The organism is Streptomyces sp. NPDC043861 (assembly GCF_056435905.1).
The window spans coordinates 62,438-83,689 of record NZ_JBWKDP010000011.1 but is presented as its reverse complement, the minus strand read 5'-3'; the positions used below and the strand labels follow the sequence as shown (position 1 = coordinate 83,689).

19 protein-coding genes are annotated in these 21,252 nt (G+C 69.1%); all 19 read right to left on the bottom strand.

Going from position 1 to position 21,252, the window contains the following annotated elements:
* Window positions 1-113 precede the first annotated feature (113 nt).
* Complete coding sequence (locus tag AC068D_RS24280) at window positions 114-929, bottom strand: F0F1 ATP synthase subunit delta (protein WP_478825140.1); 816 nt, start codon at window positions 927-929, stop codon at window positions 114-116.
* Window positions 926-1,480 (bottom strand): F0F1 ATP synthase subunit B, encoded by a 555-nt coding sequence (locus AC068D_RS24275; protein WP_478825139.1) that lies wholly within the window; start codon window positions 1,478-1,480, stop codon window positions 926-928. Before AC068D_RS24275 ends, AC068D_RS24280 begins: the two co-directional genes overlap by 4 nt.
* A 41-nt stretch (window positions 1,481-1,521) precedes the next feature.
* Complete coding sequence (gene atpE, locus AC068D_RS24270) at window positions 1,522-1,779, bottom strand: ATP synthase F0 subunit C (RefSeq protein WP_478825138.1); 258 nt, start codon at window positions 1,777-1,779, stop codon at window positions 1,522-1,524.
* Window positions 1,780-1,869: 90 nt separating this feature from the next.
* Complete coding sequence (gene atpB / locus AC068D_RS24265; RefSeq protein ID WP_478825137.1) at window positions 1,870-2,679, bottom strand: F0F1 ATP synthase subunit A; 810 nt, start codon at window positions 2,677-2,679, stop codon at window positions 1,870-1,872.
* A gap of 225 nt (window positions 2,680-2,904) precedes the next feature.
* The gene (locus AC068D_RS24260) at window positions 2,905-3,342 is read right to left on the bottom strand and encodes a hypothetical protein (protein WP_478825136.1); all 438 of its coding nucleotides are present in this window, start codon (window positions 3,340-3,342) and stop codon (window positions 2,905-2,907) included.
* Between the two features lie 277 nt (window positions 3,343-3,619).
* The gene (locus AC068D_RS24255) at window positions 3,620-4,951 is read right to left on the bottom strand and encodes an MraY family glycosyltransferase (RefSeq protein WP_478825135.1); all 1,332 of its coding nucleotides are present in this window, start codon (window positions 4,949-4,951) and stop codon (window positions 3,620-3,622) included.
* Between the two features lie 112 nt (window positions 4,952-5,063).
* Window positions 5,064-6,347 carry a serine hydroxymethyltransferase gene (locus AC068D_RS24250; RefSeq protein ID WP_478825134.1) on the bottom strand — a complete coding sequence of 428 codons (1,284 nt, stop codon included), beginning with the start codon at window positions 6,345-6,347 and terminating at the stop codon, window positions 5,064-5,066.
* A 153-nt stretch (window positions 6,348-6,500) separates the two neighbouring features.
* On the bottom strand, window positions 6,501-7,172 hold the full coding sequence (locus tag AC068D_RS24245; RefSeq protein WP_478825133.1) for an arsenate reductase/protein-tyrosine-phosphatase family protein: 672 nt from the start codon (window positions 7,170-7,172) through the stop codon (window positions 6,501-6,503).
* Window positions 7,169-7,816: an L-threonylcarbamoyladenylate synthase gene (locus tag AC068D_RS24240; RefSeq protein WP_478825132.1), complete on the bottom strand. Its 648-nt coding sequence runs from the start codon at window positions 7,814-7,816 to the stop codon at window positions 7,169-7,171. The genes AC068D_RS24245 and AC068D_RS24240 overlap by 4 nt, the downstream gene beginning before the upstream one ends.
* A gap of 193 nt (window positions 7,817-8,009) precedes the next feature.
* Window positions 8,010-8,891: a peptide chain release factor N(5)-glutamine methyltransferase gene (gene prmC, locus AC068D_RS24235; protein WP_478825131.1), complete on the bottom strand. Its 882-nt coding sequence runs from the start codon at window positions 8,889-8,891 to the stop codon at window positions 8,010-8,012.
* Window positions 8,892-8,947: 56 nt separating this feature from the next.
* On the bottom strand, window positions 8,948-10,021 hold the full coding sequence (gene prfA, locus AC068D_RS24230; RefSeq protein WP_478825130.1) for a peptide chain release factor 1: 1,074 nt from the start codon (window positions 10,019-10,021) through the stop codon (window positions 8,948-8,950).
* A gap of 108 nt (window positions 10,022-10,129) precedes the next feature.
* A complete protein-coding gene (rpmE, locus tag AC068D_RS24225) occupies window positions 10,130-10,351 on the bottom strand; it encodes a 50S ribosomal protein L31 (protein ID WP_031136586.1) in 222 nt (73 codons plus the stop codon).
* A gap of 164 nt (window positions 10,352-10,515) precedes the next feature.
* Entirely contained in the window at window positions 10,516-11,610 is a 1,095-nt protein-coding gene (locus AC068D_RS24220) for an LCP family protein (protein ID WP_478825129.1), read from the bottom strand.
* Between the two features lie 305 nt (window positions 11,611-11,915).
* The gene (locus AC068D_RS24215; protein ID WP_478825128.1) at window positions 11,916-13,640 is read right to left on the bottom strand and encodes a trypsin-like serine protease; all 1,725 of its coding nucleotides are present in this window, start codon (window positions 13,638-13,640) and stop codon (window positions 11,916-11,918) included.
* 167 nt (window positions 13,641-13,807) lie between these two features.
* On the bottom strand, window positions 13,808-15,823 hold the full coding sequence (rho, locus tag AC068D_RS24210) for a transcription termination factor Rho (RefSeq protein ID WP_478825127.1): 2,016 nt from the start codon (window positions 15,821-15,823) through the stop codon (window positions 13,808-13,810).
* 384 nt (window positions 15,824-16,207) lie between these two features.
* Window positions 16,208-17,125: a homoserine kinase gene (gene thrB, locus AC068D_RS24205; RefSeq protein ID WP_478825126.1), complete on the bottom strand. Its 918-nt coding sequence runs from the start codon at window positions 17,123-17,125 to the stop codon at window positions 16,208-16,210.
* A 255-nt stretch (window positions 17,126-17,380) separates the two neighbouring features.
* A complete protein-coding gene (thrC, locus tag AC068D_RS24200; RefSeq protein WP_478825125.1) occupies window positions 17,381-18,448 on the bottom strand; it encodes a threonine synthase in 1,068 nt (355 codons plus the stop codon).
* A 6-nt stretch (window positions 18,449-18,454) separates the two neighbouring features.
* Complete coding sequence (locus AC068D_RS24195) at window positions 18,455-19,744, bottom strand: homoserine dehydrogenase (RefSeq protein ID WP_478825315.1); 1,290 nt, start codon at window positions 19,742-19,744, stop codon at window positions 18,455-18,457.
* A 99-nt stretch (window positions 19,745-19,843) separates the two neighbouring features.
* A complete protein-coding gene (gene lysA, locus AC068D_RS24190; protein ID WP_478825124.1) occupies window positions 19,844-21,235 on the bottom strand; it encodes a diaminopimelate decarboxylase in 1,392 nt (463 codons plus the stop codon).
* Window positions 21,236-21,252: the final 17 nt, after the last annotated feature.

Sequence of the window (21,252 nt, the reverse complement as noted above, 5' to 3'; positions counted from 1 at the left end):
CCCTGCTCTCCTTGTTGGGCCCGAAGTTTCTTTGGGGGTCTGGGGTTCGACCCCCAGGAATCCTCTGCGGCCCAACCGGGCCGCCTTAGCAATGCTTGTTGAGTTGTGGCCTGTCAGCCGGCGATGCGGCGGTTCGCCTCGGCGATCCGGTCCGCGATCGTGCCGTCGATGACCTCGTCGCCGACCTGCACCGAGATACCGCCGAGGGCCTCGGGGTCCACGTCCAGGTTCAGGTGCATCTCGCGGCCGTACAGCTTCGACAGTACGGCTCCGAGGCGCTGCTTCTGCTGGTCGCTCAGCGGCACCGCGGAGGTGACCACGGCGACCATCCGGTTGCGGCGCGCCGCAGCGAGCTTGGAGAGGGACTCGAGTCCCGCATCCAGGCTACGTCCCCGGGGCGCGGTCACAAGACGGACCACAAGACGCTCGGTGACCGGGTTGGCCTTGCCGCCGAGCAGCCTGCGCAGCAGCTCGCCCTTGGCGGAGACCGCCGCGGAGCGGTCGGTCAGCGCGGCGCGCAGCTCCGGGGCGGAGCCGACGATCCGGCCGAACCGGAACAGCTCGTCCTCCACGTCGTCCAGTGCACCGGCCCGCTGGGCGGCGATGAGGTCGGCGTTGGCCGCCAGCTCCTCGACGCCGTCCACCAGGTCACGCGACTGCGACCAGCGGGAACGGACCATGCCGGAGACCAGGTCGACGGTCTCGCCGCCCACCTGACCGCTCAGCAGTCGCCCTGCCAGTTCGGCCTTGGCCTCACCGGCCTGCGCCGGGTCGGTCAGGACCCGACGCAGCGACACCTCGCGGTCGAGCAGCGCTGTGACGGCGGCCAGCTCCTCGGCGAGCTTCGCCGCGTCGACCGACGTGTTGTCGGTCAGCGCGTCGAGACGCTCACGTGCGGCAGCCAGTGCCTCGCGGCTCGCTCCGTTCATCGGGCGGCCCCAGTCGACTCCGCCTTGGCCTCGAGCTCGTCGAGGAAGCGATCGATCGTGCGGCTCTGGCGGGCGTGGTCCTCGAGGGACTCACCGACCAGCTTGCCGGCCAGATCGGTGGCGAGCTGGCCGACGTCCTGGCGCAGCGCCGTGGCCGCGGCCTTGCGGTCGGCCTCGATCTGGGCGTGGCCGGCAGCGACGATCTCCTCGCGCTGCCGCTGGCCTTCCGCCCTCATCTCCTGGATGATCGCGGCGCCCTGCTCCGTCGCCTCCTGGCGCAGACGCGCGGCCTCGTGGCGGGCCTCGGCCAGCTGAGCCTTGTACTGCTCGAGGACACTCTGGGCCTCGACCTGGGCCGACTCGGCCTTCTCGATGCCGCCCTCAATGGCCTCGCGGCGCTGCTCCAGAACCTTGTTGATGTTCGGGAGGAGCTTCTTGGCGAGGAAGCCGAAGACGATGACGAAGGCGATCAGGCCGATGACGAGCTCGTCGAGATGCGGGACGAGAGGATTCTGAGGCTCCTCCGCCTGCGCAAGGAACAGAGCGTTCACATCAGTGCCTTCCGTGAAAGGGGTTGGGCTGTCGGTCCGATTTACCTGTAGACGAAGCCCATGACGATGCCGATGAGGGCGAGCGCCTCACAGAAGGCGAAACCCATGATCTGGTTGGTGCGGATCAGGCCGGCCGCCTCGGGCTGGCGGGCGAGGGCCTGGGTGCCGTTACCGAAGATGATGCCGACGCCGACGCCGGGGCCGATCGCGGCGAGGCCGTAGCCGATGGAGGCTACGTTGCCGACGACGTTCTCCTTGGCGCCGGCGGCGAGGTTGACCATCTCGAGAGCAGCGGACATGCCGTTACTTCCTTCTCTTTCAATGACCCGGTGGGGGTTGGCCACCGGACGTCTGCTGGGTGTGGACGGGGCTGGGCCGAAGCCCCTGGCTCAGTGGTGCTCGGCGAGCGCGCCCTGGATGTAGCTGGAGGCCAGGAGCACGAAGACGTACGCCTGGACCGCCTGGATGAAGAGCTCGAAGGCAGTCATCACGATGACCATGACGAACGAGGCACCGGCGTACACGAAGCCGATTCCGTTCATCAGGTACCAGGTCCCGAGCGAGAACATCACGATCAGCAGGTGACCGGCGAACATGTTCGCGAACAGCCGGACTGCGTGGGTGAAGGGCCGGATGATCAGGTTCGAGAGGAACTCGAGGACCATGATCACCGGGAGGACCGGGCCGAGCGACTTGTCGTAGCCCAGGATGTTCTTCCAGCCGCCGACGAAGCCGTGCTTCCTGAAGGTGAGGCTGACCCACATCACGTACACGATCAGCGCCAGGATCGCCGGGAAGGCGATCAACGACGTGACCGGGAACTGGGCGAGCGGGATGATGGACCAGAGGTTCATGATCCATACGAAGAAGAACAGCGAGACCATGAACGGCACGTACTTCTCGCCGTCCCTCTTGCCGATGATCTCGTAGACGATGCCGCGGCGGACGAAGTCGTAACCGGCCTCACCGACCATCTGCAGCTTGCCCGGAACCATCTTGGGCTTGCCGAAGGCGGCCCAGAAGAACCCGACGACCACGATCGAGCCCAGCAGTGCAAGCAGCATCGGCTTGCTGAACTCGAAGCTACCCACGGTGAAGATGGGCTCGTACAGGAAGGTGTGCAGGCCCGGAGCTGGGAATCCACACCCGGAGAAGATGTGGCAGCTCGCGTCGAAGGCAAGCGTCTGGTCAGCACTCACCGCGGGCTCCTTCAGCGTGGCGCATAGGTACGGCAACCTCGTTGTGTCGGCGCGGCACGCAGCCGCGGGTCGGCACTGGACTGGTCTTACGGATAAGGGGGCGGCGGTTCGGCATCGAGCCTCGCGCTGGGACAGGCGTCAGCTCGGATGCCCGCGCCCGCAGTGCCGCAGTTGGCACCGGACGATAGCAGGATCCCGAACGGGCATTTATCCCGGCCCTACCCCTCATGCTGACGACCCCGTCTTCTCGGGCCTTTCGGCCTTCGAGGAGTCGGGGTCGACGTAAAGGATCTTGGCCTTCATGTAGGCACGGGCCTGCGCGGACACCCAGGCAATGGTCACCGCGAGCAGAGTGAAGGCCATGGCCTTCGCATGGAACAACGTCGTGTCACGGAACGCGGCCATGAACACGAAAAGCAGCAGCAACTGACTGGTGTAGAGCAGCAGCCCCATCGCCTGGAACAGGTGCGGCATGGACTTGGCGGTGCGCTGGAGCACCACCAGCCCGAGCCCCATGAAGAGAAGGACCACCAAGGTGCCGACGACCGAACCGATCGCCCCCTTGCCGCCGGCGACCACTCCACTGATCACGGCGGCGATCGCGCCGACGGCAGTGGCTGGCAGGGCAGTCTGAAGGAGAGTGCGGACGTCGTTGGACGGCATGGCGGCAGCTCCGCTTACGTGGTGGGGGCAGTGGTGTCGTCATGGACGAGCGTAGAGCCGGTTGGAGGTGGGTCTCACGGCCGATGGACCGTCGCACCAACGGTCTCTCAGCTCTGTATCCGGTTCTCGTGAACCGTATCACAAACTATTTGAATAGGTCTTTACCCAGGGGTGTGCCAACCATCACACATGAGAGTGACCCCGCGCGTGTGTGCACTCTGGTGAGGCGCTTTGTCTGGTATTGGCCGTGAATGCGACTACGTTGCCCGTGCGGTCGTCAACTCGGGGTTCCCGCCTTACGCCGGTCCGTGAAGCGCGAACGGGCGCCGATCGCGGTCGCTCCGTTGATTCCCGCGGGCACCCGGACCGGCTCCTGGACCGTCTCGCCGGCCGTGTTCTCGTCGTTCGCCGGCGTCGGCGTCAGCGTCGACATGGGCTGTGGACGCCTGCGGTAGCGCGGCGGGACGAATGCCTCCGCCCAGCGCGGGGCACGCGGTGTGAAGCGCGGCAGGAGCAGCAGCACCAGGCCGACGGCGCTCAGCACCACGATCGCGAAGACGATCCACATGGACGCGCTGTGCACCGAATAGAGCACGACGCCGAAGGCGATGAGGGCGGACCAGAAGTACATGATGAGCACGGCCCGGCTGTGGGAGTGCCCGATCTCGAGCAGACGGTGGTGCAGATGCCCCCGGTCGGCCGCGAACGGCGACTTTCCGCTCCAGGTGCGCCGGACCACCGCCAGCAACAGATCGGCGACCGGGATCGCGATGATCGTCAGCGGCAGCAGCAGCGGGATGAAGACCGGCAGTGCCGCGTGTGTGGCCTCGCGGGTGCCGCCCTCGAACAGCTTCAGCGCATCGGGGTCGACCTGGCCGGTCAACGAGATGGCGGAGGCGGCCAGCACCAGGCCGATCAGCATCGAGCCCGAGTCACCCATGAAGATCCGCGCCGGGTGCATGTTGTGCGGCAGGAAGCCCAGGCACATGCCCATGAGGATGGCGGCGAAGAGGGTCGCGGGCGCGGCGGCCTCGATGGTGTAGCCGTACCAGATGCGGTACGCGTACAGGAAGAACGCGGCGGTGGCGATGCAGACCATGCCGGCGGCGAGTCCGTCCAGACCGTCCACGAAATTCACCGCATTGATCGTGATGACCACCAGGGCGACGGTGAGCAGCGTGCCCTGCCACTGTGTGAGCGCGACCGTGCCGACGCCCGGGATCGGCAGCCACAGGATCGTCAGACCCTGCACGACCATCACACCCGCGGCAATCATCTGCGCACCGAGCTTGATCAGCGCGTCGATCTCGAACTTGTCGTCCAGGACGCCGATCAGCCAGATGAGTGCGGCGCCGGAGAGCAGCGCACGGGGCTCGTTCGAGAGCTCGAAGACACTGTTGAGATTCGACAGATGGTCAGCCACGAGCAGCCCTGCGCACATGCCGAAGAACATGGCGATGCCGCCGAGTCGCGGAGTCGGTTCTCGGTGCACGTCGCGGGCACGGATCTCCGGCATCGCTCCCGTCGCGATGGCGAACTTCCGCACCGGACCGGTGAGCAGATAGGTCACCGCGGCCGTGACACAGAGCGTCAGCAGGTAATCACGCACGGGCTGCCCCACAGGAATCGCTGGCCATCTCAGCCCCACACCCTAGCTTTGTTGGCCACATGCTTGAGGACATACGTACGGCTCGGACGGTTCCACGCCGTCGCGTCTGCCCTCAATACGGCGGAAATCTCCCCGCCAGATCCCTCACCTCTTCGCGTACGCGTCTGGTGGCATCGCCCTCACCTCGCAGTGCCGCGGTGAACAGCACGGCGATCCGGGCCATCTCCGCCTCGCCCATGCCCTGGGTGGTGGCGGCGGCCGTGCCGAGCCTGATGCCACGTCCGTCGCCGTACGGCAGCGCGCAGGTGTCGAGAACCATGCCGGCGGCGGCGAGCCGGCCGCGGGCGGTGCGTCCGTCCAGGCCCAGCGGCGTGGGGTCCGCGGTGATGAGGTGGGTGTCGGTGCCGCCCGTGGTGACGGCGAAGCCCTCCGCCGCCAGCGCGTCCGCGAGCACCTTGGCGTTGGCGACCACCTGCTGGGCGTACGACGTGAAGGAGGGCGTGGAGGCCTCACCGAAGGCCACGGCCTTGGCGGCGATCGTGTGCATCTGGGCACCGCCCTGGGTGAACGGGAAGACCGCGCGGTCGATCCGCTCGGCCAGATGGCTGCCGCACAGGATCATTCCGCCGCGGGGACCCCGGAGCACCTTGTGGGTCGTCGCGCAGACGACGTCCGCGTGAGGCACCGGGCTCGGTGCCACACCTGCGGCGATCAGGCCCATCGGATGCGCCGAGTCGGCGATGAGATAGGCGCCGACCTCGTCGGCGATCTCACGGAACTCGGCGTAGTCGGGGTGGCGGGGATAGGAGATCGAGCCGCAGACGATGGCTTTCGGCCTTTTCTCACGGGCCAGCCTGCGCACCTGGTCGTAGTCGAGGAGACCGGTCTCGGCGTCGACACCGTAGGGGACGAACTCGAACCAGCGCCCGGAGAAGTTGGCGGGCGAGCCGTGGGTGAGGTGTCCGCCGAACGCAAGCCCCATCGCGAGGACGGTGTCGCCGGGACGCAGCAGCGCCGCGTACGCCGCGAGCACGGCGGACGAGCCGGAATGCGGCTGCACATTGGCGTGCTCGGCGCCGAACAGAGCGGTCGCCCGCTCCACAGCGATCCGCTCGGCCGCGTCCACCAGCTCGCAGCCGCCGTGGTGCCGGGCACCGGGATAGCCCTCCGCGTACTTGTTGGCGAGCCGGGAGCCGAGTGCGGCGAGGACCGCGGGCGAGGTGAAGTTCTCGGCGGCGATGAGCTGCAGGCTGTCGGACTGCCGCACCATCTCGCCGAGGATCACCTCGGCGATCTCCGGATCCTGCCGGCGCAGCGCCATGAGTTCCGGCGCATGGGCAGCGGCCGATGCGACTGACGCGGCTGACGCTGGTGCTTCACTGCTGCGGACCGGCATCTCGGGCTCCGGGCATCGAAACGGGTGCGTGCGATCCAATGTAGGCCGCTGTGGCCCCGGCTGCGCGCCGATCGGCCGCGTTGGCCCGGTGCGTTTCCCGCAACGCCCACGGACAGGTCCTGCACGCCCGGCCGGCAGCTCCCGGGCCGGCCGTCAGGTGCGGGAGCCGACACCCGTCAGCGCCGTGACCACCGGCTCCAGCGCCTGATTGATCTCGTCGCCGATCGAACGGAAGAACGTGATCGGCGCACCGTACGGGTCGTACACCTCGTCCGCCTCCGCACTCGGCGCCAGCAGCCACCCGCGCAGCGCCGCCGCCGCGCGCACCAGAGCGCGCGCACGCTCGACCACGCCGTCGGTCAGGGGGTCCGGCAGTGTGGCGGGGTCTATCGCGCGGACGAGGCGGGTGAACTCCTTCAGCGTGAAGGTGCGCAGGCCCGCGGAGTGGCCCATGGAGATGACCTGGGCGCGGTGGTCACGGGTCGCGGTCAGCACCAGGTCGGCACGGATGACGTGCTCGTCGAGCAGCTCCCTGCCGACGAAGCCGCTCGCGTCCGCGCCGAAGTCGCACAGGACCGCCTCGGCGTTGGCCTCCATCGGGGCACCCTCGTGGCCCCAGGTGCCCGCGCTCTCCACGATCAGCCCGCCGATGGGGTTCCCCCCTGCACAGCCGGGACGAAGGTCGCCGAGGCGGTGGCTCAGGGCATGCCGGGTCAGCCGCTCGGTGATCGGCGAGCGGCAGACGTTGCCGGTGCTGACGTGGAGGATTCTGAACGTGTCGCCGGTGGCGGCTGCACCTATGCCACGCCCCTCAGGGGCAGTCAACTGGCCACCTCGAGGTCGGGTACGACCTTGCGGAGTTCGTCCGCGTCGAGCGCACCCGCGCGCAGCAGGACCGGGACTTTGCCGGTGACGTCGACGATCGAGGAGGGCACGATGCCGGGCGTCGGGCCGCCGTCGAGATAGACGGAGACCGAGTCGCCGAGCATGTCCTGAGCGGCGTCGCAGTCCTCGGGTGCGGGGTGCCCCGTCAGGTTCGCGGACGACACCGCCATCGGGCCGACCTCCGTCAGCAGCTCGATCGCCACCGGGTGCAGGGGCATGCGGATCGCGACCGTGCCACGGGTGTCCCCCAGGTCCCACTGCAGCGAGGGCTGGTGCTTGGCCACCAGCGTCAGCGCGCCCGGCCAGAACGCGTCCACCAGCTCCCACGCCTGCTCGGAGAAGTCCGTCACCAGGCCGTGCAGAGTGTTCGGGGAGCCGATGAGGACCGGCGTGGGCATGTTGCGGCCGCGCCCCTTCGCCTGGAGCAGATCGGCGACGGCCTCCGAGCTGAACGCGTCCGCCCCGATGCCGTACACGGTGTCGGTGGGCAGGACGACCAGCTCGCCGCGGCGGACGGCGGATGCGGCTTCGCGCAGACCGGTGGTGCGATCCGTCGCGTCGTTGCAGTCGTATCGCCGAGCCATCAGCGGGCCTCCTTCTTTGCGAGCACTCGGTTGGCCTCCGAGGCGCTCAAGCGTGCGTCGACAGTCGATCGTGCTCGGTCCTCCCCTTGCCTGCGGCGGGGGGACCCCCATGTTCCTCGGGACCTGCGCGCGGCCCCGAATCCGACGCCCGCGCGCCTCTGCGGCCCACTCGTGCCGGGACGGTACGACGCCCTCACGGCATGGCCTTGCGGGCGGTCGCGAAGCGCGGCCGGTTGTTCAGGTCGGGGTGGTCGGCGGCGTCGGCCCACCCCGCCTCCTCGTTGAAGATCCACGGGACCTGGCCGCCCTGGGTGTCGGCGTGCTCGACGACGACGAGGCCGCCGGGGCGCAGCAGCCGGTGGGCGGTGCGTTCGATGCCGCGGATGGTGTCGAGGCCGTCCTCACCGGAGAAGAGGGCCATTTCCGGGTCGTGGTCACGGGCCTCGGGGGCGACGTACTCCCACTCGGTGAGCGGGATGTACGGCGGGTTGGAGATGACCAGGTCGACCTGACCGTCGAGCTCCGGGAGGGCGCTCAGGGCATCGCCCTGGTGGACGGTCACCCTCGACCCTTCGGCGTTCTTGCGCGTCCAGCCGATCGCGGCGTCGGACAGTTCCACGGCGTGCACGCGCGAGCGCGGGACCTCCTGCGCGATGGCCAGGGCGATGGCCCCGGAGCCGGAGCACAGGTCGACCACCAGCGGCTCGACCACGTCCATCGCGCGTACCGCGTCTATGGCCCAGCCGACGACCGACTCGGTCTCGGGACGCGGCACGAAGACGCCCGGACCGACCTGCAGCTCCAGATAGCGGAAGAACGCCCGGCCGGTGATGTGCTGCAGCGGCTCCCGGGCCTCACGGCGGGCGATGGTCTCCCAGTAGCGCGCGTCGAAGTCCGCGTCCTTCACCAGGTGCAACTCGCCGCGCTTGACGCCGTGCACGAAGGCGGCGAGTTCCTCCGCGTCGAAGCGGGGTGAGGGTACGCCGGCGTCGGCCAGTCGCTGGGTGGCCTGTGCCACCTCGGCAAGCAGCAAGGAGCGGGGGTGCGGGGGTCGACCCCCGGGGAGCGACTGCACGCTGGTCCTCCGGGCTGGGCTGTTCGGTCTTACACGGCTTGCACGCCTCGTGCCGCTTATGCGGCGGCGAGCTTCGCGGCGGAGTCGGCGTCCACGCAGGCCTGGATCACGGCGTCCAGTTCTCCGTCGAGCACCTGGTCCAAGTTGTACGCCTTGAAGCCGACCCGGTGGTCCGAGATCCGGTTTTCCGGGAAGTTGTACGTACGGATCTTCTCGGAGCGGTCGACCGTACGGACCTGGCTGCGTCGCGCGTCCGCAGCCTCCTGCTCGGCCGCCTCCTGGGCTGCGGCGAGAAGCCTGGAGCGCAGGATACGCATCGCCTGCTCCTTGTTCTGGAGCTGGCTCTTCTCGTTCTGGCAGGAGGCGACGACACCGGTCGGCAGGTGCGTGATGCGCACCGCGGAGTCGGTCGTGTTCACGGACTGGCCGCCGGGGCCCGAGGAACGGTAGACGTCGATGCGCAGATCGTTCTGGTTGATCTCGACGTCGATCTCCTCGGCCTCCGGGGTCACGAGGACACCCGCGGCGGAGGTGTGGATCCGGCCCTGGGATTCGGTGGCGGGCACCCGCTGGACACGGTGCACACCGCCTTCGTACTTCAGCCGTGCCCAGACGCCCTGGCCGGGTTCCGGCGTCGCGTTGCCCTTCAGCTTCACCGCGACCTGGACGTCCTTGTAGCCGCCCAGCTCCGACTCCGTGGAGTCGATGATCTCCGTCTTCCAGCCGACCCGCTCGGCGTAGCGCAGATACATCCGCAGCAGATCGCCGGCGAAGAGCGCCGACTCGTCGCCGCCCGCACCCGCCTTGATCTCCAGGATGACGTCCTTCTCGTCGCTGGGGTCGCGCGGGACGAGCAGCAGCCGCAGCTTCTCCGTGAGCCCCTCGCGCTGCTTCTCCAGCTCCTTCACCTCGGCGGCGAAGTCCGGGTCGTCGGCGGCGAATTCCCGGGCCGTGTCGATGTCGTCACCGGTCCGCTTCCAGGATCGGTACGTGCCGACGATCGGGGTGAGCTCGGCGTACCGCTTGTTGAGCTTGCGCGCGTTCGCCTGGTCGGCGTGGACCGAAGGGTCGGCGAGCTTCTTCTCGAGATCGGCGTGCTCGCCGATCAGTTCCTCGACCGCCTCGAACATCGGGGGCTCCTGGTTTCGTACACGAAGGTGGCTGCGGGGGTGCGGGAGACGAAAGCGCCGGTCCCGGCCGCCCGCACAGGGGCAGCCGAAGACCGGCGCAGTGGCTCGCTACTTCTTGGAGCCGGCAGCCTTGCCGAAGCGGGCCTCGAAGCGGGCCACACGGCCACCGGTGTCGAGGATCTTCTGCTTGCCCGTGTAGAACGGGTGGCACTCGGAGCAGACCTCGGCACGGATGGTGCCGGCCTCGATCGTGCTGCGGGTCGTGAACGACGCGCCACAGGTGCAGCTCACCTGGGTCTCGACGTACTCGGGGTGGATGTCGCGCTTCAAGGTGTCTCCTAGTTTCGGGAGGGCACCGGGTCGCACGCACGGGATGCGCGTACGTGAACCGGGGCCGACGTACCAGTCTGCCAGGACCGGCCGTATCTCCCAAAACCGGGGGCCGCCCTCGGGTATTCCCGGCCGCCCGCCGGGGCGCCGCGGTCGCCGGACGGCTACTGGACCAGGCCCTCGGCCTGGCCGTCCGCGGTGCCCTTCGTCGCGGAGGCGGGTATCGGGAGGTCCTTCTCGAGAGCGCCCCAGACCTGCTCGGACTGCTTCTCCAGCGGCACCACGCGGTTGGGGTTGATCTTGTCGTAGTCGACCGGCAGCGTGATCATGTCGACGTCGTCGGCGCCGAGGCTCTTGAGGCCGTTCGCGAAGCCGACGAGCTCCTTGACCGAGTCGAGCTCGGAGTCGGGCGTGATCGCCCTGGTGGCGGTGTCGGCGAGGTCGTAGAGCTTCTTCGGGTCGGTGAACACACCGACGTCCTTGACCTGCTGGATCAGCGCCTTGATGAAGGCCTGCTGGAGCTGGATCCGGCCGAGGTCGCTGCCGTCGCCGACGGACTTGCGGGTGCGCACGAGGCCGAGGGCCTGTTCGCCGGTGAGGGTGTGGGGTCCGGGATCGAGGGCGAGACGGCTCTTCTTGTCGTTGATGGCCTTGGTGGTGGTGATGTCGACGCCGCCGAGCTCGTCTATGAGCTTCTTGAAGCCCGTGAAGTCGACCTCTATGTAGTGGTCCATGCGGATGCCGGACATCTTCTCGACGGTCTTGACGGCGCAGGCGGGGCCGCCGACCTCGTACGCCGTGTTGAACATGGCGCGGGTCCGCCCGTCGACCGTCTTCCCGTCACTGTCGGCGCACTGCGGCCGGTCTATGAGGGTGTCGCGCGGCACCGATACGACCGCGGCCTTCTTGTGGCCCTCGTATATGTGCACGATCATCGCCGTGTCGGAGCGGGCGCCGCCTTCGTCGGTCCCGTACTCGGCATTGGCCCCGGAGCGGGAATCGGAGCCGAGGACGAGGATGTCCATGGAGCCGTTGTCGACGTTGTCCGGGCGGTCGGTGCCCAGCTGGGCGTTGATGTCGACGCCCTCGATGTTGCCGTTGAGCTTGAAGTAGACGTAGCCGAGGCCCGTTCCGCCCGCGAGCACCAGACCGGCGGCTGACCAGGCGGCGACCTTCACGGCGCGGCGCCCCGCGGTGGGCGGCTTGCGACGCCTTCCCGTGGCGCGTATTCGACTGGTGCCCTTGGTCTGGTCGGCCATATCTCCTCGAGCCCTCGTAGGTGCAGTTGCCCCGCGGCCGTGGCGTTCAGGCACGGTTTATCCACCCTGTCAAGCTTTGTTACGCCAAGTGAGACGGCGGAGCGGCAAGAAGGGTTGCACAGGGTCATGAGAAGTGGGTGAGAAAAGGGATGCGCCCACCGTGCGTGGCACGGTGGGCGCATCCCTTCTTCACCTGCTGTTTTGTCCCGGCAGCCGGACCGCCCTCACGGGCTGTGACTGTGACCGAGATCTCCCGGGTAGTCCTCGACCCTTCCGGGCCGGGGCACCGGCCCCTGCCCGGTGGATCAGCCGAAGAGGTTGTAGCCGGAGAAGCCGGTGCCGGCCTGGACCGGCGCCCGCAGCGTTCCCGTGGTGGTGCCGTTGCCCCGGTGCAGCTGGAGCGCACCACTGGAGGTGCGGGTCACCACGTCGGGCTTGCCGTCGCCGGAGACGTCACCGGGCGTGACGATGGCGTTGTACGTGCCCCACGACGAGGCCAGGAGGACCGGCGTGCCGAACGGCGCGGACGCGTTGCCCGTGCCGGGGACCAGGTACAGCGCGGTGCTGCTGCTGTTGCGGACGAGAAGGTCGGTGCGGCTGTCGCCGTTGAAGTCGCCGTGACCGCGGACCGCGTTGTACTTCTGGTAGCCGGAGCCGATGACCTTGAGGGTGCCGACACCGCCGGCGCCGTTGCCCGGCAGGACCACGAGCGCACCGGACGAGGAGACGCCGACGATGTCCAGGTTGGCGTCGCCGGTCACATCGCCCGGGGCGAGGATCGCGCGGTAGGTACCGAAGCCGGAAGCGATCTTGCCGGAGACGTACGTGGACGAGGTGGCGCTGCGGCGGACCCAGCGGAGCTCGCCGTTGGAGGTCTGGCGGGCCACGAAGTCCTGGTAGCCGTCCCGGTTCAGGTCGGTCTGCGCCACGATGTTGTAGCCCGAGTAGGTGCCGGAGAACGCGGCCTTGTTGGCGAAACCGACGCCGTTGGAGGTGAAGCTGTAGTCCGATCCGGCGGAGGTGCGGACGAACAGGTCGGCGCGGCCGTCACGGCTGAGGTCCGTGTCGTCGATCCGCGGCTGGACCGCCGGCTTCAGGTTGGCCACGTGGGCGAACGCCTCGTAGGCACCGGCGACGTTGCAGAGCTGCTTGCCGTCCGCCGAGTTGATGCCCCACGAGACGACACCGACGACCTTGCCCTTGACCAGGATCGGACCGCCGGAGTCACCGGGACAGGTGGTCTTGCCGGTGGCGTCGCTGCCCGTGCCGGGCTGACCCGCGCAGAACATGGTGCCGTTGTCCTGGAAGAACGGGTTGAGGTTCTCCACGCACTCCTGGTTCGAGTGCAGCGGCAGCGCGACCTGCTGGAGCGTGCTCGCCAGGGTGGCGGTGTCGGCATCGGAGGAGGTCAGACCCCAGCCTAGCGTGACGCCGTTGGTGCCCGCGTTGTAGGCCGCGAGGTCGTCGGGACCGGCGAGCGGGAGCGGCTTGTACGGCAGCGGCTTGCTGAGCGTCAGGACCGCGATGTCATTGCTGAACGTCTCGGTGTTGTAGCTGGGGTGCACCCACTGGCGGCTGACCTTGACGTCGGTGCCCTCGGTGTTCGAGGTGCCGCCGACCAGCTTGGACGTACCGGCGAGGACCAGGCCGTCCTTGGCGAAGTTCAGCGGCTTGCCGAGGTCGTCGGTGACGCAGTGCGCGGCGGTGAGGACCTTGTTGGGGGCAACCAGCGTGCCGCCGCAGTTGAAGTAGTAGTAGCCGTCGCCGTCGAAGGCGTACAGCAGCTGCACCATGTACGGCGCGGTGCTGATCGAGGTGTTCGTCCCGCCGATGATGCGCGGCGAGGGCTTTCCGGTCGTGGAGGACGCCTCCGTGACCTTGAAGCCCTTCGGGGGCAGGAACTTCGGCTCGGCGTCGTCGGCCTGGGCGCTGAAGGCGAAGGCACCGGCAGCGAGGGAGAGTGCGGCCACACCGGCCGCTATGAACTTGCGGACCCGGCGAACGGGTCTGCCATGGCGCGATGCGCGCACGCGTGTCTCCATGAGTATGGGTGAGTCGACAAAGGAGGCCGCGTGGGGGACGGCGAGTGAAGGCGGGGTGTCCGTGTGGGGGAACGGCTGACCGATATTACAAACAGAGGGCCCGTTCCGTCACTCGCGTAACGGAACGGGCCCTCAACTGTGAGGAATTGTCCAGATTAGTCGTTGCCGTTGCCCGGCATCGGCGTCGTCTTCTGGATCTGCAGCAGGAACTCGGCGTTCGACTTCGTCTGCTTCATCTTGTCGAGCAGCAGCTCGATCGCCTGCTGCGAGTCGAGCGCGTGCAGCACCCGGCGCAGCTTCCAGACGATGGCGAGCTCATCGCTGCCGAGCAGGATCTCTTCCTTGCGGGTGCCGGACGCGTCCACGTCCACCGCCGGGAAGATGCGCTTGTCGGCGAGCTTCCGGTCGAGCTTGAGCTCCATGTTGCCGGTGCCCTTGAACTCCTCGAAGATCACCTCGTCCATGCGCGAGCCCGTGTCGACGAGCGCGGTGGCCAGGATGGTCAGCGAGCCGCCGTCCTCGATGTTGCGCGCAGCACCGAAGAAGCGCTTCGGCGGGTAGAGCGCGGTGGAGTCGACACCACCGGACAGGATGCGGCCGGAGGCCGGGGCCGCCAGGTTGTACGCACGGCCCAGTCGGGTGATCGAGTCCAGCAGGACGACCACGTCGTGACCCAGCTCGACGAGACGCTTGGCGCGCTCGATGGCCAGCTCGGCGACCGTGGTGTGGTCCTCGGCCGGGCGGTCGAAGGTCGAGGAGATGACCTCGCCCTTGACCGACCGCTGCATGTCGGTGACCTCTTCCGGACGCTCGTCGACAAGGACGACCATCAGGTGGCACTCGGGGTTGTTGTGGGTGATCGCGTTGGCGACCGCCTGCATGATCATGGTCTTGCCGGTCTTCGGCGGGGCCACGATCAGGCCTCGCTGGCCCTTGCCGATCGGCGACACGAGGTCGATGATGCGGGTGGTCAGCACCCCCGGGTCGGTCTCCAGACGGAGCCGGTCCTGCGGGTAGAGCGGGGTCAGCTTGTTGAACTCCGGGCGGCCACGGCCGGATTCGGGCGCCATGCCGTTGACGGAGTCCAGGCGGACCAGCGCGTTGAACTTCTCGCGGCGCTCGCCCTCCTTGGGCTGCCGGACCGCGCCGGTGACGTGGTCACCCTTGCGCAGACCGTTCTTGCGGACCTGGGCCAGCGACACATACACATCGTTCGGGCCGGGCAGGTAGCCCGACGTCCGGATGAAGGCGTAGTTGTCCAGGATGTCCAGGATGCCCGCAACGGGGATCAGCACGTCGTCGTCGGCCACCTGCGGCTCGGCGCCGAACTCGTCACGGCCACGGCGGCCACGGCGGTCGCGGTAGCGGCCGCGGCGTCCGCGACGTCCGCCCTCGTCGTCGAAGTCGTCCTGCGGGCCGGCGCCCTGCCGCTGCTGCTGGCCGCCCTGCTGCTGGCGCCCGCCGCCCTGCTGGTCGTCGCCCTTGCCGCCGCGGCGGTCGCGCTGGCGGTCGCGGCGGTCACCACGGTCGCCGCGGTCACCACGGTCGCCGCGGTCACGCTGACGGTCGCCGCGCCGGCCCTCGGCCGTGTCGGTGGCCGCCTCGGCCTTAGCCTCTGGCTGCGCCTCGGTGCGGGTTTCCGCCTTGGACTCGGCACGGACCTCGGTCTTGACGTCACCCTTCGGCTCGGCCTTGGCGACCTCGCCCTCGGGGCTGCCTGCGGGGGCGGTGGCCCGGCGCCGACGACGCTCGCCCGACGGGGCGTCGTCGCTGGCCGGCTGGCCGGGGATGTCGATCTGCTGCTGGGCGACGGCCTTCTCGGCCTTCGGCTCGGCGGCCGCGGTGCCCTCGCCCGTACGGGCCTTGGAGGTGGCACGCCGCTTCGGCTTGGCCTCGGCCGCGCCCGCGTCGGCGCTCTTCGCCGGTGCGGAGCCTCCGCCGGCCTGCGCCTCCTTGATGACCTCGATCAGCTGGCTCTTGCGCATGCGCGCGGTGCCCCTGATGCCGAGGCCGGACGCGACCTGCTGCAGCTCGGCCAGGACCATGCCCTCGAGGCCGGTGCCGGAGCGGCGGCGCCGTGAGGTGGTGCCAGTGGCAGCACCTGCGGCGGGCGCGTTGGTGTCGACGCTGCTGTCGGCAGTCACGCCCATCAGATCGGTGGTGTCGCTCACGAAGGGTCCTTCCCTGGAGCGGACGTCGGCCTTCTGGCTCGGCGACCGGTTGTGCTGTCCGACGTCGGTCCGTGATTGCGGACCGATGTCGGGGCGGTGGTCCCGCCGGGTACGGCGGAAGGGATGTACGTGCAAGGCCCGGCCCGAGTTCCCCCTGCTCGGCCCTCTCCTTGGGAAAAGCGAGGGGTGTCGTGCCGTCTCCGGAGCGTGCTCGAAACTGCTCAGGCAGGCTGCTCAGGCAGTTGGGGAGGCTCCCGGAAGAATGGGTGGTCCCGGATGGGGACACAAAGCACCGCACCACAAGAATGTGGGCTGCGTACTTGAGGTTAACACTACCGGCTCCAACAAACATTCCCCCTCTCCATCACCGGCAATCCCGTGTCGCTACGAGGCGAGCGGCAGAACACTCGCTCCCTCGGCGTCGAGAGCCAGCCGGTTCGCGGCCCAGCCCTCACCCGCCAGCCGTGCGACCTTGTCGGCCGCACCGTCCTCGACCAGTGCAAGCACCGTGGGGCCCGCGCCGGAGATGACCGCAGGGACGCCGTCCGCGCGCAGTCGGTTGACCAGGGCCACGCTCTCCGGCATCGCCGGGGCTCGGTACTCCTGGTGGAGACGGTCCTCGGTGGCGGGCAGCAGCAGCTCGGGACGCCTGGTCAGGGCCTCGACGAGCAGTGCGGCACGGCCCGCGTTGGCAGCGGCGTCGACATGCGGGACCGTGCGCGGCAGCAGTCCGCGTGCGGTTTCGGTGAGCACCGGCTTCGACGGTACGAAAACCACCGGAACGATGGAATCCGAAGGATCCATTCTGATCGCGCGCGCCGCACCGGCGTCGGTCCAGGCGAGCGTGAAGCCGCCGAGGAGACAGGCGGCCACATTGTCCGGGTGCCCCTCGATCTCGGTGGCGAGCTCGAGCAGCGCCGCATCGTCGAGCCGGGCGTCGGCCCCTATGGTCACCGCGCGGGCGGCGACGATGCCTGCGCAGATGGCGGCGGAGGAGGATCCGAGGCCCCGGCCGTGCGGGATGCGATTGGCGCAGACGACCTCGAGGCCGCGCGGCTGCCCGCCGAGCAGATCGAATGCCGTGCGCAGCGAGCGTACGAGCAGGTGACTCTCGTCGCGCGGCAGCGTCTCGGCGCCCTCACCCGCGATGTCGATGTGCAGACCGGAGTCGGCCACCCGGACGACGACGTCGTCGTACAGCCCCAGCGACAGGCCGAAGGCATCGAAGCCAGGCCCCAGATTGGCGCTGGTGGCGGGGACGCGCACCCGGACGGCGGCGGCTCGGAATGCGGGACCGGCCATCGCTCGACGACACTCCTTGGTTCTGATCCGTGTGATCTGTTCTGATCGGCGGGGTGGGGTTTCTGACGCATGTGCGAAGACCCATGGGCCGTTGGACGGCAGCAACACCGCGGCATATGCGGCGGGGCGGGTCTGCACAGCCTAGCGAAGGAAGGTTCAGCGGCGACATAGGGCGCAGGGGAGGCGCACGATGCGTGTCGCGCGCCACCCGCTTCCGCAGCCGCCCTGCCCGCGCGCTGTGCGCGCCCCGGGGCCCTACGCGAGCCCGAGACGCTCCGCAGCCGCGGCCGCGTCCACCGGCACGGTGACCGGCTGGGGCGCCCCGGCGACGGCCCAGTCCGGGTCCTTGAGACCGTTTCCGGTGACCGTGCAGACGACCTTCTGACCGCGGTCGAGCCTGCCCTCCTCGGCCGCCTTCAGCAGACCGGCGACCGACGCGGCCGACGCCGGCTCCACGAAGACACCCTCGCGCGCGGCCAGCAGCCTGTAGGCACGCAGGATCTGACGGTCGGTCACCTCGTCGATGAACCCGCCCGACTCGTCCCTGGCAGCGAGCGCGAACTTCCAGGACGCCGGATTGCCGATCCGGATCGCGGTGGCGATGGTCGACGGATCCTTGACGACCTCGCCGCGCACGATCGGCGCGGAGCCGGAGGCCTGGAAGCCCCACATCCGCGGCGTGTGCGTGGCGAGACGGTCCGCGGCGTACTCCTTGTAACCCTTCCAGTACGCCGTGATGTTGCCGGCGTTGCCGACGGGCAGCACATGGATGTCCGGCGCGTCGCCGAGCGCGTCGACGATCTCGAAGGCCGCGGTCTTCTGGCCCTCGATACGGACCGGGTTCACCGAATTGACCAGTGCCACCGGGTAGTTCTCGGAAAGGCTGCGGGCCAGCACCAGGCAGTCGTCGAAGTTGCCGTCGACCTGGAGGATCTTCGCCCCGTGGACCAGCGCCTGGCCCAGCTTGCCCATCGCGATCTTGCCCTGCGGGACCAGAACGGCGGGGACCATTCCGGCGCGGCCGCCGTAGGCCGCGGCGGAGGCGGAGGTGTTTCCGGTGGAGGCGCAGATGACGGCCTTCGCGCCCTCCTCCTTGGCCTTGGTGATCGCCATGGTCATACCGCGGTCCTTGAAGGACCCGGTCGGGTTGGCGCCCTCGACCTTGAGATACACCTCGCAGCCGGTGGCCTCGGAGAGTGTCCCGGCGTGCACGAGCGGCGTGCCGCCCTCGCCGAGCGTGACGATGGGCGTCGTGTCCGTGACCGGGAGGCGGTCCCGGTACTCCTCGATGATGCCGCGCCACTGGTGAGTGCGAGTGCTCATGGGTGCTTACTCTCCTTCAACCCGCATGATGCTGGCGACACCACGCACGGTGTCGAGATTGCGCAGCGCCTCGACGGTGCCCGTCAGGGCGGCGTCGGGCGCACGGTGGGTCACGACGACGAGCGATGCCTCGCCGTCCTTGCCCGTCTGGCGCACCGTGTCGATGGATACGCCGTGCTCGGCGAAGACCGTCGCGACCTGGGCGAGAACGCCCGGCTTGTCGGCCACGTCGAGGCTGATGTGGTACCGCGTCACGACCTCGCCCATGGGGCTGACGGGCAGCTGCGTGTACACGGACTCGCCGGGGCCGGTGGCCTCGGCGAGCTTGTTGCGACAGACCGCGACCAGGTCGCCGAGGACTGCGGAGGCGGTCGGGGAGCCGCCGGCGCCGGGGCCGTAGAACATCAGCCGCCCGGCGGCCTCGGCCTCGACGAAGACCGCGTTGTACGCCTCGCGGACGGAGGCCAGCGGGTGGCTGAGCGGGATCATCGCGGGGTGGACGCGGGCCGTCACCGACTTCCCGTCCGCCGCACGCTCACAGATCGCCAGCAGCTTGATGGTGCAGCCCATCTGCCGGGCGGAGGCGAAGTCGGCGGCGGTGACCTCGGTCATCCCCTCGCGGTAGACATCGTCGAGACGCACCCGGGTGTGGAAGGAGATTCCGGCGAGGATCGCGGCCTTGGCGGCGGCGTCGAAGCCCTCGACATCGGCGGTCGGGTCGGCTTCCGCGTATCCGAGGGCCGTGGCCTCGTCCAGCGCCTCCGAGTAGCCGGCGCCGGAGGTGTCCATCTTGTCGAGGATGAAGTTCGTGGTGCCGTTGACGATGCCCAGGACACGGTTGACCTTGTCGCCCGCGAGCGATTCGCGCAACGGCCTGATCAGCGGGATCGCCCCGGCCACGGCGGCCTCGAAGTAGAGGTCGCGGCCGTGTTTCTCGGCTGCGGCGTACAGCGTGGCGCCGTCCTCGGCGAGCAGCGCCTTGTTGGCGGAGACCACCGACGCGCCGTTCTCGAAGGCGGTGGTGATGAGGGTGCGGGCGGGCTCGATGCCGCCGATCACCTCGACGACGACGTCGATGTCGCCACGCTCGACGAGGCCCTTGGCGTCGGTGGTGACGAGCTCCTGGGAGATGCCCTCACGGACCTTGGAGGGACGGCGGACGGCGACCCCGGCGAGCTCCACCGGGGCGCCGATCCGAGCGGCGAGGTCGTCGGCGTGCGTCGTCATGATGCGCGCCACCTCTGAGCCGACCACTCCACAGCCCAGCAGCGCCACCTTCAGCGGACGCGTACGCATCATCCGACCTCTTTCATTCCATCAAGCAGAGTGCGAACCAGTCTCACTCACCGCACGGGGGTTTCTGCCCCTTGTCCGGATCCTGAGACACATATTTCATCACCCGACATCGAGACGCAGGAGATCCTCCTCCGTCTCACGCCGGACGATCACCCGAGCCTCGCCGTCCTTGATCGCGACGACAGGCGGGCGCAGTGCGTGGTTGTAGTTGCTGGCCATGGAGCGGCAGTACGCCCCGGTGGCCGGTACGGCGAGAAGGTCCCCCGGCGCCAGATCGGCGGGCAGGAACGCGTCCCGTACGACGATGTCACCGCTCTCGCAGTGCTTGCCGACGACGCGGACCAGCATCGGCCCGGCCGTCGACGTACGCGAGGCGAGCGCAACGCTGTACTCGGCGTCGTACAGCGCGGTGCGGATGTTGTCGGACATACCGCCGTCGACGCTGACGTAGGTCCGCAGCCCGTCCAGCGGCTTGATCGTGCCCACCTCGTAGAGCGTGAAGGCGGTCGGCCCGACGATGGCACGCCCGGGCTCGACCGAGATGCGGGGCGTCCGCAGCCCGGCCGCCTCGCACTCGCGCCTGACGATCTCGCCGAGGGCCTTGGCGATCTCGTGGGGCTCTCGCGGGTCGTCGTCGGACGTGTACGCGATACCGAGGCCGCCACCGAGGTCGATCTCCGGCAGCTCGACGCCGTGCTCGTCCCGCACCTGTGCCAGCAGTTGCACCACACGCCGCGCGGACACCTCGAATCCCGCCATGTCGAAGATCTGGGATCCGATGTGCGAGTGGATGCCGACGAGCTCCAGCCCGTCGAGGTTCAGTGCCCGGCGGACCGCCTCGGCCGCCTGCCCGCCGGCCAGCGCGATGCCGAACTTCTGGTCCTCGTGGGCGGTGGCGATGAACTCGTGGGTGTGTGCCTCGACGCCGACCGTGACGCGGATCTGGACCCGCTGGCGCCTGCCGAGGGACCGGGCGATGTGCGCGACGCGGACGATCTCCTGGAAGGAGTCGAGGACGATACGCCCGACGCCGGCCCGCACCGCCCGCTCGATCTCCTCGGGAGACTTGTTGTTCCCGTGGAAGGCGATGCGCTCGGCGGGCATCCCGGCATCGAGCGCGGTCACGAGCTCGCCTCCGGAGCACACATCGAGATTGAGCCCCTCCTCCTCGAGCCAGCGCACCACGGCGCGGCTCAGGAAGGCCTTCCCGGCGTAGAACACGTCCGCGTCCTGGCCGAAGGCCTCGGCCCAGGCACGGCAGCGGGCGCGGAAGTCGCTCTCGTCGAGGAAGTAGGCCGGCGTACCGAACTCCTCTGCGAGCCTCGTGACTTCCAGCCCGCCCACCGTGACGATCCCGTCCGTGTTCCTGGTGACGGTGCGGGCCCAGACCTTCTCGTCGAGGGCGTTGAGATCGGCGGGCGGGGCGGTGTAGTGGCCCTCGGGCAGGACGTCTCCGTGACGGGGGCCTGCGGGGTGCGCGGAACGGCTCATGCTGTCTCTCTCACGTC